The sequence below is a fragment of the Mesorhizobium sp. M7A.F.Ca.US.006.04.2.1 genome (assembly GCF_004022915.1).
GTDB lineage: Bacteria > Pseudomonadota > Alphaproteobacteria > Rhizobiales > Rhizobiaceae > Mesorhizobium > Mesorhizobium ciceri.
The window spans coordinates 1-13,629 of record NZ_RZQA01000059.1 but is presented as its reverse complement, the minus strand read 5'-3'; the positions used below and the strand labels follow the sequence as shown (position 1 = coordinate 13,629).

At 59.2% G+C, this 13,629-nt stretch carries 10 protein-coding genes and 3 pseudogenes; 4 read left to right on the top strand and 9 right to left on the bottom strand.

Going from position 1 to position 13,629, the window contains the following annotated elements:
- A pseudogene (locus EN925_RS05505) lies at positions 1–132 on the top strand (IS481 family transposase); the annotation flags it as partial.
- A 161-nt stretch (positions 133–293) separates the two neighbouring features.
- Here EN925_RS05505 and EN925_RS05500 read toward each other — a convergent pair.
- Positions 294–566: a hypothetical protein gene (locus EN925_RS05500; protein WP_199489650.1), complete on the bottom strand. Its 273-nt coding sequence runs from the start codon at positions 564–566 to the stop codon at positions 294–296.
- Positions 567–1,739: 1,173 nt separating this feature from the next.
- Here EN925_RS05500 and EN925_RS05495 point away from each other — a divergent pair.
- Together EN925_RS05495 and rpoN are read left to right on the top strand one after the other, a co-directional pair.
- Positions 1,740–2,273: a peroxiredoxin gene (locus EN925_RS05495; protein WP_063169380.1), complete on the top strand. Its 534-nt coding sequence runs from the start codon at positions 1,740–1,742 to the stop codon at positions 2,271–2,273.
- A gap of 68 nt (positions 2,274–2,341) precedes the next feature.
- Entirely contained in the window at positions 2,342–3,775 is a 1,434-nt protein-coding gene (rpoN, locus tag EN925_RS05490; protein WP_063169381.1) for an RNA polymerase factor sigma-54, read from the top strand.
- On the opposite strand, the gene EN925_RS05485 is transcribed toward rpoN, so the two are convergent.
- From EN925_RS05485 to EN925_RS05465, 6 genes and pseudogenes are all read right to left on the bottom strand, one after another.
- Positions 3,772–4,398: a nitrogen fixation protein NifQ gene (locus tag EN925_RS05485; protein WP_063169382.1), complete on the bottom strand. Its 627-nt coding sequence runs from the start codon at positions 4,396–4,398 to the stop codon at positions 3,772–3,774. The genes rpoN and EN925_RS05485 overlap by 4 nt on opposite strands.
- Positions 4,385–5,437, bottom strand: a complete 1,053-nt coding sequence (locus EN925_RS05480; RefSeq protein WP_063169383.1) for an LLM class flavin-dependent oxidoreductase — start codon at positions 5,435–5,437, stop codon at positions 4,385–4,387. Before EN925_RS05480 ends, EN925_RS05485 begins: the two co-directional genes overlap by 14 nt.
- 138 nt (positions 5,438–5,575) lie before the next feature.
- On the bottom strand, positions 5,576–7,177 hold the full coding sequence (locus EN925_RS05475; protein WP_063169384.1) for an SDR family oxidoreductase: 1,602 nt from the start codon (positions 7,175–7,177) through the stop codon (positions 5,576–5,578).
- A 148-nt stretch (positions 7,178–7,325) separates the two neighbouring features.
- On the bottom strand, positions 7,326–7,913 hold the full coding sequence (locus tag EN925_RS05470) for a nuclear transport factor 2 family protein (protein ID WP_050580531.1): 588 nt from the start codon (positions 7,911–7,913) through the stop codon (positions 7,326–7,328).
- 138 nt (positions 7,914–8,051) lie between these two features.
- A pseudogene (locus EN925_RS40565) lies at positions 8,052–8,174 on the bottom strand (ferredoxin); the annotation flags it as partial.
- Between the two features lie 29 nt (positions 8,175–8,203).
- Positions 8,204–9,382 (bottom strand): cytochrome P450, encoded by a 1,179-nt coding sequence (locus tag EN925_RS05465; protein ID WP_063169385.1) that lies wholly within the window; start codon positions 9,380–9,382, stop codon positions 8,204–8,206.
- A 1,487-nt stretch (positions 9,383–10,869) separates the two neighbouring features.
- Here EN925_RS05465 and EN925_RS05460 point away from each other — a divergent pair.
- A complete protein-coding gene (locus EN925_RS05460) occupies positions 10,870–12,102 on the top strand; it encodes an MFS transporter (RefSeq protein WP_063169386.1) in 1,233 nt (410 codons plus the stop codon).
- Positions 12,103–12,363: 261 nt separating this feature from the next.
- Here EN925_RS05460 and EN925_RS05455 read toward each other — a convergent pair.
- Both EN925_RS05455 and EN925_RS40075 read right to left on the bottom strand, forming a co-directional pair.
- A pseudogene (locus EN925_RS05455) lies at positions 12,364–13,395 on the bottom strand (ChuX/HutX family heme-like substrate-binding protein); the annotation flags it as partial.
- A gap of 51 nt (positions 13,396–13,446) precedes the next feature.
- On the bottom strand, positions 13,447–13,629 hold a 183-nt coding region (locus EN925_RS40075; protein ID WP_206632788.1), incomplete at its 5' end, for a hypothetical protein.

The following is a 13,629-nucleotide window of genomic DNA, read 5'->3' as shown; positions in this document are numbered from 1 at the left end:
CATCGTGCCGCCGAACTGCCTGTCTGGCTGCACAGATACAATTGGCATCGTCCACATGGCAGCCTAAAGTCAAAAACGCCTATCAGTCGCCTCGCCCTGATCGAGGACAACCTGTTGAAGCTCCACAACTAGGTCGTCCAGCATCACAGTGAACCGCGTACGTAGTATTTTGTCGTAGGCGGCATTCTGGATAGCCGGATACGGGCTCTTCACCCGCTGCACCACCGATTGCGGGATGATGTCGCGAGAAACATTCACGGATTTCGTGAAAAAAGTGTACCCGCCGAAGAGCCCTACTCGCGGGGGCGGTGCAGCACCACCTCGGTGTCACTGCTCGTGTTCATGCGATGGACTAGGCCGGCCAGCTGTTGACGCAGCTCGCGGTAGTTGTAAGTCTCACCCGTGTAGACGAGCACCAAGTCAGGTCGGCCATCCCCCTGGAGCATCCTCGGCTGGCGGCCGCCCTGGATATCGATGATTGCCAGGCGGTGGTGTCCCAGCGCCGCAGGCCCGCCGATCCAAGTCCCCTCGTCGTCCGGACCGTGGTTCGCTATGGTGGCCGTCATATCGGCAAGCTCCCTTCGCGCATCGGGACCTCCGAGGTCTCGATTGAAGTCGATCCATTCACAGATGCCGCACAGGTTATGTCGCCGCATTTGGGCGAAGCAGATATAAGGCCAGTGGGAAACCATCGAGGCAAAGTGACGGATCTAGCCCAGCTACGATCCGCATCCGACATTGTCGGACATCGGACAGCACCGCGATTCGCTGCATAGGAAGCCTGGAGTCGCGATTTCCCCTGGGGGAATCAGCGCATGAAAGGAGAGCTGGGTCGTGTCTGCCGAAATGAGAAATTGCTCCCCCTTATTGCATCACCGAGGAATGTTACCCAGCGCGATAGACGGACATGCCCTATCTCCCCCCGTTGCAGCTGAGGGAGATAGGGGCCAGCTCTTCATTCAACCCTCATGGAGGATGATCAGCCCAGCCATTTCCATGCGCCGGCCTTCACAAGCCGTGCACCATTCAGGTTCTTTTCCTTGAAGCGCGACGATCCTTGTCAGACGTCGCAACACTTGCTGCCGAGAGCACGAGCTCTTCCTCGAGCATGCCTTGATCTGCGCCTCGAACGGCTCGCACATGCTGGGTTTCAACGACTTCGCAGAGGTTGATATTCTGCAGTGACTTCGTCTCGCTGCTGCACGGCATTGACGCTGGGAGCCATGCTCGCGTGGCGCAATTGTGCTGAAGCCGGTGCCCACGGCAACGTTTCTTAACCCGCCCCAGATCCTGGCGTTTGGCTATTTCCGACATTCGTGTCCGGCTTCGGACAAAGGCCGGGTTTGCCGAACGGAGTCGCACCCAATTTCCAGTGCTGCTTGAGCAATAATATCGACCGGCATTACTGCACAACACGAAAGTTGCTGCAAAAACCGAAGTGAACCCAAGGCATCGGGTCAATTGGCATGGCGCTTGCGACTCGGTCGATAGAACGCAGTCAAAATCACGGTTGCAGACCATGCCTACCTCTCAAAGCTCGATAAAGCACGCGAGCAAAATTCCCCGTCTCCGCGGAAGCTCGTCGCCGTTAAACGTGCCTGCTCGGGGGCGGTCTTGCACAAGACCGGTCCGAGGCAACCACGCCAAGGCGCGAGGCTGCCGGAACTGTCGACCGAAGTCGATGCCGCTTCAGTTTAACCGAAAAATGCACCGTACCACTTTGGCCTGGAAGCAAATCAATGACCTATAGAAAGAACGTTCCTCTCGTGACCTTTCGCACGCGTGTTCGCGATGAGTCGATCGGGGGGCCAAATCCTTATCAGTGGGAGAACAAGACCTCCGACGATTATTTCGGGGGCAAGCGCATCATCCTGTTCTCGCTGCCTGGCGCCTTCACCCCGACCTGCTCGACCTTCCAACTGCCCGATTTCGAAAAACTCTATGATCAATTTCTGGAACTGCGAATTGACGCGATCTACTGCGTCTCGGTCAACGATGCTTTCGTCATGAATGCGTGGGGAAAGTCCTTGGGGCTGCAGAAGATCGAGCTGATCCCAGACGGGTCGGGCGAGTTCACGCGCAAAATGGGCATGCTGGTCGCGAAGGACAATCTGGGCTTTGGCATGCGCTCCTGGCGATACGCCGCTCTGATCGACGATGGCGTGGTGGAGCAGTGGTTCGAGGAGGAAGGCTTCTGTGACAACTGCGAGACGGACCCCTATGGCGTTTCATCCCCGCAAAACGTTCTCGACAAATTGAAGGCGGCGGCATGACCCAGAAGTGGAAAGTCTCACACAACCCAAGCACACACTAGAGCCTCCTCGGCAGATCACGGTTCAACATGCATCTCTCAGCAAGCCTGCTTCAACGCCAGAAGCAACGTATGGTCTTATCGCCTCAAGCCATTGAAGCTATTCGCTTGCTGCGATTGACGCATACTGAACTCCATCAGCTCGTGCAGCAGGCACTCGAGAAGAACCCCGTTTTGAAGCCTGACCCGTTTGACGACGATTCGCCGCTGCCAGGGGTGGATCAGCGGAGCAGTCAAAGCAGAAGCGAAATCGGCGAATCGCCCATTGGCGGGCCGTCTGGCGGGCGCGGGCAATGGAAGTCGCAACGCAGTAGCGGCAACGATCGACCTGCCGTCGAGGAGTTTACCGCCCACACCGAAACATTGCACGACCATGTCGCCCGCCAGGTCGCCCTCAACCCGTTCACCCCCCAGGAGCGGCTGATTGCCGGACAGCTCGCCGCTCATCTGGAGGACACTGGCTATCTTCAGGTAAACCTTTTCGATCTGGCCAGGACGTTAAACGTTCGGCAAGCTGATGTGGAACGGGTCATCGGAATCTTGCAGCAATTTGATCCGCCGGGCATTTTTGCGCGAACTCTCAGCGAATGCCTGGAGATTCAGCTGCGCCAGCAAGACCGGTTCGACCCGGCTATGGCAGCTTTGGTCGCCAATCTCGAGATGCTTGCACGGGGGGATTTTCAGGGATTGAAGCAGCGTTGCGGAGTCGACGAGGAGGATCTCCTCGACATGAGGAACGAAATCCGCGCGCTCGATCCCAAGCCTGGAGACCGGTTCCAGTCCGGGACGCCGGAAACCATCGTACCGGACGTCTGGGTAATGCCCAAGTCCGAAGGTGGATGGCGGGTGGAGCTTGATCCGGCCACGCTGCCCAAAGTGTTGATCAACCACACCTATGTCGCCGAAATCTCGCAGCTGACCAAGCAAAATCCGGAAGGCAAAGCGTTTCTCGACAATTGCCAGGAAAAAGGGAACTGGCTGATCAGCAGTCTCAAGCAGCGCGCTAAGACGATCCTTAAGGTTGCGACCGAAATCGTGCGCCAGCAGGATGCCTTTTTTACACACGGCGCCGCCCATCTGCGGCCTCTCTGTCTCAAAAATGTCGCTGACGAGATCGGCATGCACGAGTCGACGGTAAGCCGGGTGACTTCGAACAGGTACATGTTGACTCCGCGCGGGGTGTTCGAGCTGAAGTATTTTTTCGCTGCGCCAATCGCATCCTGCGAGGGCGGCGATGCGCACTCCGCCAAAGCTGTCTGCCATCGGATCAAGGCAATCATAGCCGAAGAATCGCTCGACAAGGTACATTCCGACGAAGACATCGTTGCTCAACTCAAGGAGACCGGCATCGATGTCGCTCGCCGTACCGTCACCAAATATCGCGAGGCGATGAACATCCCTTCCTCCATACGACGGCGCCGCGATAAGCGTTTGTCCGCAGCTGCGATCAAGCGAAGTGACTAACCGACATTCGTGGTCGGCGAGAGGCGACTCTCAACTTCCTCCGGGCCGAAGCAGCTTTCGAAGTCATGGCATTCCCCGCAACTGGGTGCTGTGCATGACGAAAAGCCTTCGGCCTCACACAGCTTGCGGTAAAAGTACTTTTTCCATTTCATGTTTTCTGTGTTGCCTGCCGCCAGCGCGGGAAAATGTCTGGCAAGCAGGCGGCTGAGCTCAGCGCGATTTGAGAGGCCAAGATCCCGCCAAAGATGGTCCATGCGCATCGCACGCCGGGCGATGATCTTGGCCAAGCGGGCGCTCGCCGGGTCGGCCGGCGCAGCATGCGCTAGCAGCAGCCGGCGTAGCAGTTCCTCTTCCAGTTCCGGCTCGGGCTCGCTCAACTCCTCCAAAGCGAATACGCTGCTGGAGGTAGACGGGAAAGTTGCGGCCAAGACATCACGCAATTCGACAGACGAAAGGCCTGTCCCCTCCGTCGCCAACACCTCGCCCGCCTGGACCTCCTCAAGCGAACGTGAATGTACGCAGGGCAGCACATGCTGATCGAAGCTCCTCCCTAGCTCGGACCCACGCCATTGCGCGCTGGATAGGCAGCCATCATCGTAACGGCCGGCTTCAGCTTCCGGCATGACAAAGCGCCTTGTTGACCGCAGGGATGATCTTGTCGCCCCAGAGCTCGATCTGGCGCAGCATCGTCTTTTGGTCGAAGTCGCCCAATTGAGTCTGAACTGCGATCTGGTCCGGTTTCAAGATATCGATCTCTTCCAGCAGGCGATCAATCACGCGATTTACGCTGCCAATCGGCAAATTTTTGCGCATGGTCTCGAAGGACAGATCCTGCTGGGTCGGTGTCTCCTGCAGCAGGTAGCCATCGTGGCTCTGTTGGCGACGCTGATGCAGGGCTTCAGAAAGCCGGCGCTGGAAGCGGGCATTGTCGAGATAGCTGTTGATCTCCAACTCGTCGTGGCTGGCATAGCAGCAGCGCAGCAGCGATATCTTGACGTCGGTGACGTTCTTTTCCTCGGATGCCGCCGCCCTCTCGACTGATTCACGCAGTGTGGTCAAAGTCTCTAAGCCGTCGTGGAAGGCTGTGACAAAAAAATTGTGCCCCTCGCGGTAGGCCCGAGCCATCCGTGCGGCTCCGCCAGCGATCCAGATAGGCGGCGTCGGCTGCTGGACTGTGCGGACCGAAATCGCTGTTGGGGGGATCTTCTCATACTGGCCGTCGTGTTCGAAGACGTTTTGGTTGAGGCCCTTGAGAATGATGTCCAGGTATTCCGAAAAGACGGCCGGCGCCTCATCGATGTCCACGCCGAACCGTTCGAACTCGAACTGCTGGTATCCCAAGCCTACGCCGAGCTCGAGACGGCCGTTCGCAACGATGTCGGCGAAGCCGATCTCGGACAGCAGGCGCTGCGGTTGGTAAAGCGGCAGCACGCAGACGGCAGTGCCCAGGCGAATCGTGCTTGTCAAGCCGCCGCAGTGCGCCACCATCATCAGCGGGGATGGTATGAGGCTGTAATTGTTGAAGTGGTGCTCAGCAAACCACGCGGTGTTGAACCCAGCCTGCTCCGAAGCGACGGCCTGTTCGATGGAGTTGCGGATGACGCTTTCTGAGGATTGGTGATAGCCACGCTGGGCGGCCAGAATGAAAGTGGCAAATTCCATGATTTCTCCTCGTTATAGACACGTCAGCCGACCGGGAATGTGCTCGGCATGCGCATGCTTGGATCTCAAGCACCTCAGGTGCGTCGTGGAGCCGAGGCTTCATAATGCTCGGCCGGTCGCCCTGCGAAGGCCTGGCAATTAACCTGCGGCCTCCGCAAAACATTCGTCATAGAGCTCGCTGGCGTTTCCCGCATCACCGAACGAGGTCCAGCCGCCGTCCACGTAGAGGATCGAGCCGTTGATGTATGAGGCGTCAGACGAAGCAAGGAAGAACGATGCATCTGCGACGTCTTCTGGCCGTCCCATCCTGCCCATGGGGATGCGTCGTCCGATTGCTGTCAGGTCGATGCGGCCGGCTTTGGCCAACTGAGCAAGTGCGGGCGTGCGGATGTGGCCAGGAGCGACGGTGGCTGTCCGAATTCCGACCGGCCCGAGTTCGGCCGCCATGCAACGGGTCAGCATATCCATCCCCGCCTTGGAGGCGCCGTAGGCATGGCGCGGCGCGAACGGCAGAAAGCTGTCGATCGACCCGAGATTGAGGATCACGCCGCCCGGGCGCATAGCCTTGATCGCTTCGCGCGCGCAGGTGAAGGCGCCGGTAAGGTTGACATCCAGGACGTGTTCGAGCTGTTTCGACAGTTGCTCGATCGCAGGCACAATCCTGTCGGCGGTATCAGCACTATTGACCAGAACATCGATATACCCGAAGCGTCCCCTCAGTTCTTCGAACATCGACACCACATCGCTCTCGACGGCCACGTCCAGCGATTTCGCCAGATGCTTGCCGGGGAGCGATGTAGCCAGCTCTGCCGCTGCAGTGCCATCTTTATCAGCAATCACGACGGTGTCGCCGTTCGCGGCAAAGCGGCGAGCGACGGCCGCGCCAATGCTTTTTGCGCCACCGGTGACGAGCACGATTCGCGCATCTGTGCATTCGGCCGGACAGGAGAGCTCGGCTTGGAGCGCACCATCCACCGGCGGGTGAGCATCCCCCGGCTGGTTGAATGACATCCAGCCTCCGTCGACTGCCAGCACCGAGCCGGTGATGTAGCGCGCCTGCGTGCTGCTCAGAAAACGCACGACCCTGGCGATCTCGTCGGGGCGAGCCAAGCGCCCCATCGGCACGCGGCGGCGTATCGCCGCGAGGTCCATTTTGCCAGCGCGTGCCAGTTCTGTGACCATTGGGGTGCGGACGGAGCCCGGCGCCACCGCCGTGACGCGGATTCCTCGCATAGCCCACTCGCATGCAAGGGACTTTGTCAACGAGATCACGCCAGCTTTCGAGGCTGCGTAGGCGTTGCGCCTGGGATTGCCGACCACGCCCGCCATCGAAGCCACATTGACGATCGCACCGCCCGGCTTCATGCGCCGCGCCGCTTCCCGGGCCATAACGAATGGCCCAATAAGGTTCACTGTCACGCCGCGTCGGAAGGTATCGACAGCGGTGTCGATGATCCTATCCATCGTGGGTCCAACCGCCGCATTGTTGATGAGGACATCGATTTGCGCGAACCGTGCTTCGACCTGGCCGAAAAGTGAGAGCATGTCCTTCTCTCGCGACACATCGCACTCCAGACCGACGTGCGGCGACCCGAGATCCCGAGCCAGTTCAACCACACCACTGCCCGGAAGGTCCACCGCAACTACAGTGTCTCCGTCCGCGGCAAGGATATCGACCAGGGCACGGCCGATCCCGCCCGCAGCGCCTGTGATGATTACGGTGCGTGCTGCCAGTTTCACGAGAGCTTCTCCACGATGACCGCTTGTGATCTCAGCCCATCAACCTTGGGCGGAATGAAGGGCCGAGCCAAATCGTTGCAGTGACCGCCAGTCGCGGCCCCACACAGATGTCGTTCCCGTAGGGCGCTCATCCTCCATTCCTACCCACTTATGCAGCTCCCAGTTGGGGACCCTCGACGCCATCTTGGTCGGTGGGGATGTGACCCTTGAGCAACTGGTAGATGGGATCGTCTGGATGTGGTGCTCCAATCGGCTGTCGCCGGCCGAACCTATCTGCCTCAAGAATCGCTGGCGGGATTTGCTCCTCAACCCAATCGTAGACGACTGTCCGTTCCGCAATTCGCCACTCGTCCTGCCTCTTCTGAAACAGATCGCAGTAACGGCCGCAAAGCAGCGTCTGACGTATTTCTTGGTCTGTATCCGGTCCGCGTTGCAGCGCGGTGAAATAGCTCTCGACCGCGGCCTCTGCTGAACTGATGAAGTCGATCAGGCTGTTCGTGATTTGATGGATGTTACGGTGCCCCGGCAGACCGAGAGCAAATTGGATGAAGTCCTCTGCCGGTCCGCAATAGGGACCGTGCCTGTCATACGCTTCGGGCCAGTATGCGCTACGCAGCGCCGCCTCATCGGCGCGGTCTATCCCGCGGCAGTACCGATACAGGCAGTTGCGGATCGCCTCTCGGTCACGCAGTTCGGTAATTTTCGCGTGGTCGACAGGGTCTGTCGCGAATTGTATGATTGTTTTGTCCTTCCCGATGCCAGTCTGCACTTTGCGTGTGTCTCTCTCTACAACTGAGTTAGCGGGGGGCTCGTCAACTTCCAGAGCTTGTTCGGGGCAGGCTCGTACCCCTTTTGAGGCAAGCAGTTGCTCCCCATCGGCAACATCAATATCACCGGGCAAGATGTAGCCGGCGTCATCAAGCTTGAAGACTCTCGGCGCCCGCGCCCAGCAGCGCGCATGACCCTGGCATCTGGCTTTATGTACGACGACACGCATAGCGAACTCCAATGTCGTTGGCTGAAACTTCAGGACCATTCCAGGATCAGATTCTCGATCCCGAACACATGGCCGCCGAAGGTGATAGGTTCAGTCCCTGTCTTGATCCGAAAGGCTGGGATGCGCGCCAGCCACTCCTCCAGGCCAATGACAATCTCCCGCCGGGCAAGGTGTGAGCCAAGACAACGATGGGGACCATAGCCAAAGGCAGCGTGCCGGTTGTCCTCGCGCGCCAGATCGATCTCATTCGGGCATTCGAATTCCGCCGGGTCACGATTGGCAATCATCGTGGCACAGGAAACATAATCTCCCTTGCGGATCGGCGCGCCTTTGAAGTCGACATCCTTCGTTGCCACTCGGATCATCTGAATGGTCGAATAGGCGCGCAGCAATTCTTCCGCAGCGACGGCAATCCGGTCAGGTTCGCTTCGTAGCAATTCCTGATCTTTGGGGTTGCGCGCGAGATGGGCCAAGTCGAAGCATATGGCTGCTGAGACCGTGTCGAGTCCCGCGACGAACACAAGCACGCCGATGCCACGGACTTCTTCGTCACTGAGCAGACGACCCTCGACCTTTGCCTTCACGATGAAGGTCATGAAATCATCGACCGGCTCCTTGCGGCGCTCGGTGGCAAGTTCGTCGATGAAGGCCACGATCGTCCGGGCTGCGGGTGGTCGTTGCTCCTTATCGCCGTGGAGCAGATCTCTAGCCCAGCCGACAAATGTTTCTAGTCCGTTGTCCGAAAGCCCAATAAAGCGAAGGAAGATATTGACCGCGAACGGAACTGCAAAATCCTTCATGATGTCGCAGCTCGTGCCTGATGCGGCGATCCTGTCGATCAGCTTGATCGCTCGTTCCCGGACAGCCGGCTCCAATGCCATTACCCGCTTTGGCGAAAGCAGCGGATTGAGCAGTGAGCGAAAAACACCGTGGAATGGCGGATCGAGCTCAAGCGGGATCATCGGCCAGCTCTCGCCGAGCACAGAGGCGAAGATGCTGCGATGGCTGGAAAACGTTTCGGTGTCCTGCAGCACCCGGCGCTGGTCGCTCGCGCGAGTGATGACCCAGGTACCCCGACCGTCGCGCGTGTTGCTGGTTGAATAAAAGATCGGAGGCCCGGCATGAACGCAAGCAACCGCTGCATGCGGATCCCCGTTAGCCGTCGGCAACATGCCGGGCGACGTAAACAGGTTGAAGTCCCTCACCATTTCGGGCGGGACATGATCTGGAACCGGCCGCGATTTAACCGCGCCAGAATCGAGAGACCGTTCATGAGATGCTGTCGGCATTTGCATGCAATCGTCGGTGCAAGCTCCGTGCCGAATTCGTCTTTCGATAATCCTTGCCGTTTGCTGGGCAACAGGTGGCGCCTGCGCTGACTTGCTGGTCGGGATTGCAACATTCTTGTCCAGCGTCGGACACAGAATGTAGAATGCTAGACAGCGACTTGGAGCAACTCAACTGGTGGGATCGCTAGCCGATCATGTGCCCGGGGAGCATCCAGTTCGAAAGCTTGCGCTAAGCGGCTTGGTGACTTGGCCGAGGTCACCAGGTGGAAACGACCAACACTTGGGGTGAGCCTAGTGGCGCTCCCCTCGATGATGTCTGGCGGGGTGGTTAGCCGCCTCCGTAGGACAAGATCAGTCTACACGAATGGACTATAGCCTCTCCTCGCATGCCTCATTGGCCGTCCTTCAGAGCCGGCCACACGAGCTTTTGTCTTTCAGCAGGGCGTTTTTCTCGCCAGCTACAGAGCCACACCGACGCCATTAATGAGCGTCCAGTCGACGGGTTGGATGGCCCTGTCCATCTTGCCCAGCACCTTGGCTTAGCATTTGCCGGTGCGGCGGAAGCCTTCAAGACGCAGTTCTTGACCTTCTCCAGATCAGCCTCGGATGGATATCGGCAAGGGTTCAGCTCGTCCTTTTGAACTTGCGCATCTTCGTGTTGGCCAACCCCAGGCCGCCCGACATATTTGCGGTCTATCCGGCACCTCAACTTCGAACAACCTTGCGGCAAGCTCTTGGGATAGCCCACGCTCGTGCCTCCACCACCCGCTCAGCAGAGCCAGATTTGTCGTTGATGGCACGGAACTTGCGGAGTCATTCGCAGATGCGTCACGGACCGAGAGTGTCGTCCCATGAATTCGATCACCAAAAAGGCCGCCCGACGTTGCTGGGACCGCCTGCAATTACCTTATCCCAGAATTGGGAGCAACGGCTTCAAAAGGGATAACTCATCACCTCAATTTTGTCGATCGCGCGGCCATCGAACCGCAGCCATCGATCAGACTTCCGCCTCGTTGCACTCATTGCGACCGCCTTGGTGCTTGCGACAACCGCTCAATTCTGGCTGCCAGGATAACCACATATGGCGACGGAACTTCCTGCTTCAAAGCAATATAGAGATCGTCGATCATCCCCCCATCAAGGCCTCGATCGAGGACACCGCGTTCGGCTTGCTTGGTTCGCAGTGAACAGACCGCACTTCGACGAATGCGATCGATGCGACCGCGCCGAGAACTCTCCCGCATTGTCGACGGTTGGGTCCGTCGGCCCTCCGATGAGGCCTCGGATGCGTCGGGCTCCGAGGCCTCGACTGATGCCGACTGGCCGCCGCCGGAAGGTCTCGCGGCTTTGATCCCCGGCGATGTAGCCACCCCTGCTGCAACAGCTCCTAGCCGGAGAACTCATTCATGACCGAATCGGCGACAGATTTAGTGGACGCGGCTTTGTTCGACCGAGATCGGCTTGACCCAGAAAGTCCCTATCAACGTTCTGGCCCTGCATGGGGTGCCATCATTTCGCTTTCCTTCGGCACCTTCGGGCTTGTGACGGCAGAGTTTCTGCCCGCCAGCGTTCTGACACCGCTCGCGCATGATCTCCGTATCACCACGGGCACGGCTGGACAGGCGCTAACAGCGGCCGCAATCGTCGCGGCGATCTCGGCACCGATAATCGCCATCGTGACAAAGCGTCTGGACCGCAGGGTCGTCATCTGGGCGATGACGCTCCTGCTGATCCTGTCGAACGTTCTGGCGGAGGTTGCGGGGTCGCTGCCGGTTTTGCTGGCGGCACGCGTCGTCCTTGGCATATCGCTTGGTGGTTTTTGGTCAATTTCGGCAGCGTTGGCGATGCGGCTGGTTCCAAGTCACCTCATGCCGCGCGCCATGTCGGTCATCCTCACCGGCGTTTCTGTCGCCTCCGTCTGCGCGGCTCCAATCGGCGCTTATGTCGGTGACATTTGGGGATGGCGAGCCTCGTTCAAGGTCGCCGCAATCGTGAGTGCCGTTGCGCTGCTCGTGCAACTCGTAACCATTCCGCCACTGCCTCCGATCGAAGTGCGCAGATTCCGCAGTCCGCTGGATGTCGCGAAGAATCCGGCGATGAAGGTTGCGGTGCTAGTCGTGCTATTGGTCGCTTCCGGCCATTTTGCCAGCTTCGCCTACATCCGCGCCTTTCTCGAGAGCGTTCCTGCGCTCGACAAGAAGTCAATCCCGCTCGTGTTCCTTGCTTTTGGCACGGCCGGCGTCTTCGGCAATTTAGCCGGCGCATTCCTCACCAAACACAGTCTCAAGGCGGTCGCGGCCCTGCCGCCCCTGCTCATTGCCGTAGCCGCTGTCTCGCTCCTGACCATGAGAGCATCGGCCTTGACCTCGGCAATTGCAGTTGCCGTATGGGGCTTTGCTTTTGGCGCGGTCCCGGTCGGATTGCAGACATGGATGGTGCTACGCGCCGCTCCGAAACAGGCCGAGAGCGCTGGTGTACTGATGGTCATAACCTTCCAAGTGGCCATCGCAGCCGGCACAACTTGCGGTGGCCTATTGGTGGATCACACGGGTATTGCCAGTGTCTTTGTCTACAGCGCGGTTGCCACGTTCCTCGCTGTCTTGACAGTATTTTTGCTCGGCCCGAACCGCAAAACCTGACCGCCTGGTGGGGAGTGACGGTCGGCGGCGTTCACGCTATTGTCACCTCTGAGCTCGGCCCAAAGGCCGCGGCTTCGTCGTAACCATGCGGTCGATGGGGCAGCGCCAAATTGCTTCCTGCTCATCGCGTTGCGATAATACAGCGCGCTTATTGCGTCATCGTGTCCCCGGTCTCGGCTTCAATGCCCGGCTACTGGCTGCGGAGGCAGATGGGCGCCGGCGTCCCACCGACGACGATCGGTCTTTTCTCATGTAGCTGTCGGGGAAACGAGGCAGGTTTTCCGCCAGAACCCGCCAGTCGTCGCGCTCGCGTTCGCCTTCCTTGCGCGCACCGAACAACTGGATGATGATCTTGCCGTCGGACCCATATGCTTCGAGCGAGGTGACGTGACTGTCATTGGTCGGCTTGCGCACGGCCCAAACCTCACGGATTTGGTGGGTCCTGAGATGCAGCCGGAACGTTTCGTCCAGCACATGGATGCACGGCCCGATCTGCTTGACCGACTTGATTAAGCCGGAATGGGTCTGGATAGAACCTCGGTTGCCGACGAAGCACATGATCGGCAATTCGTCTTCGGCCGCACGCTGGAGCACGGCGCCAACTGCGGCATTGTCGAGCAGCCAAGCGTAATCCTGGCCGACCATGCGCAAAGCCTGGCAGCGGCTGAGCTTGAGCGTCTTTAGAAGGTTGACGTCAGTCAGCCGGCTCCAGTACTCGCGTAGGTCGTCCACCGTGCCGGCCCAGTCCGCAGTCCTCGCGCCCAGGTCGGCTACTCTCGCCTTAAGCGACATGGTCGGCTCCTGGTTGGCGGATACGAGCTCGGCCACCAGCTTTCGATAGGCATGAAGGTTGGAGACCGGCCTGAGATGCACCTTATGCACTGCTGCGCCGGCGGCGTCGAAGAATTGCAAACTGCGCTGGATTCCGCCGCGATGGCGCCTTTCAACAGCGAAACCATACCTCCAAGCCTGCGGGAAGACGCGAAGGTCGAATTCGTCACCAAGGACCATGGCGTGATTGTTGCCGGTTATCACTCTGTTGAAGACGCCAATCTTTTCGTGCACGGCACCTTGATTGCGGGTCAGCGCCGTCACTTCGCCCACGAATTCGAGGCCCGTCAGAAGGTGATTGACGCGCGGGTCGATGCGTGCCGCGCCGAAACCGCAATGGGCCGCGACCAGTTCCGCTTCCGAAATGGCCAATTGGGCGGCGAAATCACGCGCGGGAATGTTCGGACAGACTTCCCACGCACGCCGGATTTCGTTGGGCGACCGCTTCTTGCGCTGATCCATGTTTTTACCCCTGCCCCGTTCTTCTTTTGACGATCGATCGAAAAACGGGCCTCAGGGATGTGCACGGCGGACGCGATCGATCGTCAGGCACATGCCAGTCGAATCCTGTCTCCGGGCGGTCAGCGGCCAATCGCCGGTAGCGAGCGATTGTTGGGTGGTCGGCGCCAATCGGCCGATCGAGCATTCGGGTACCACCGGCGGTGCTGCTTTCCCACCAAGGCGGGTCTGATGGAT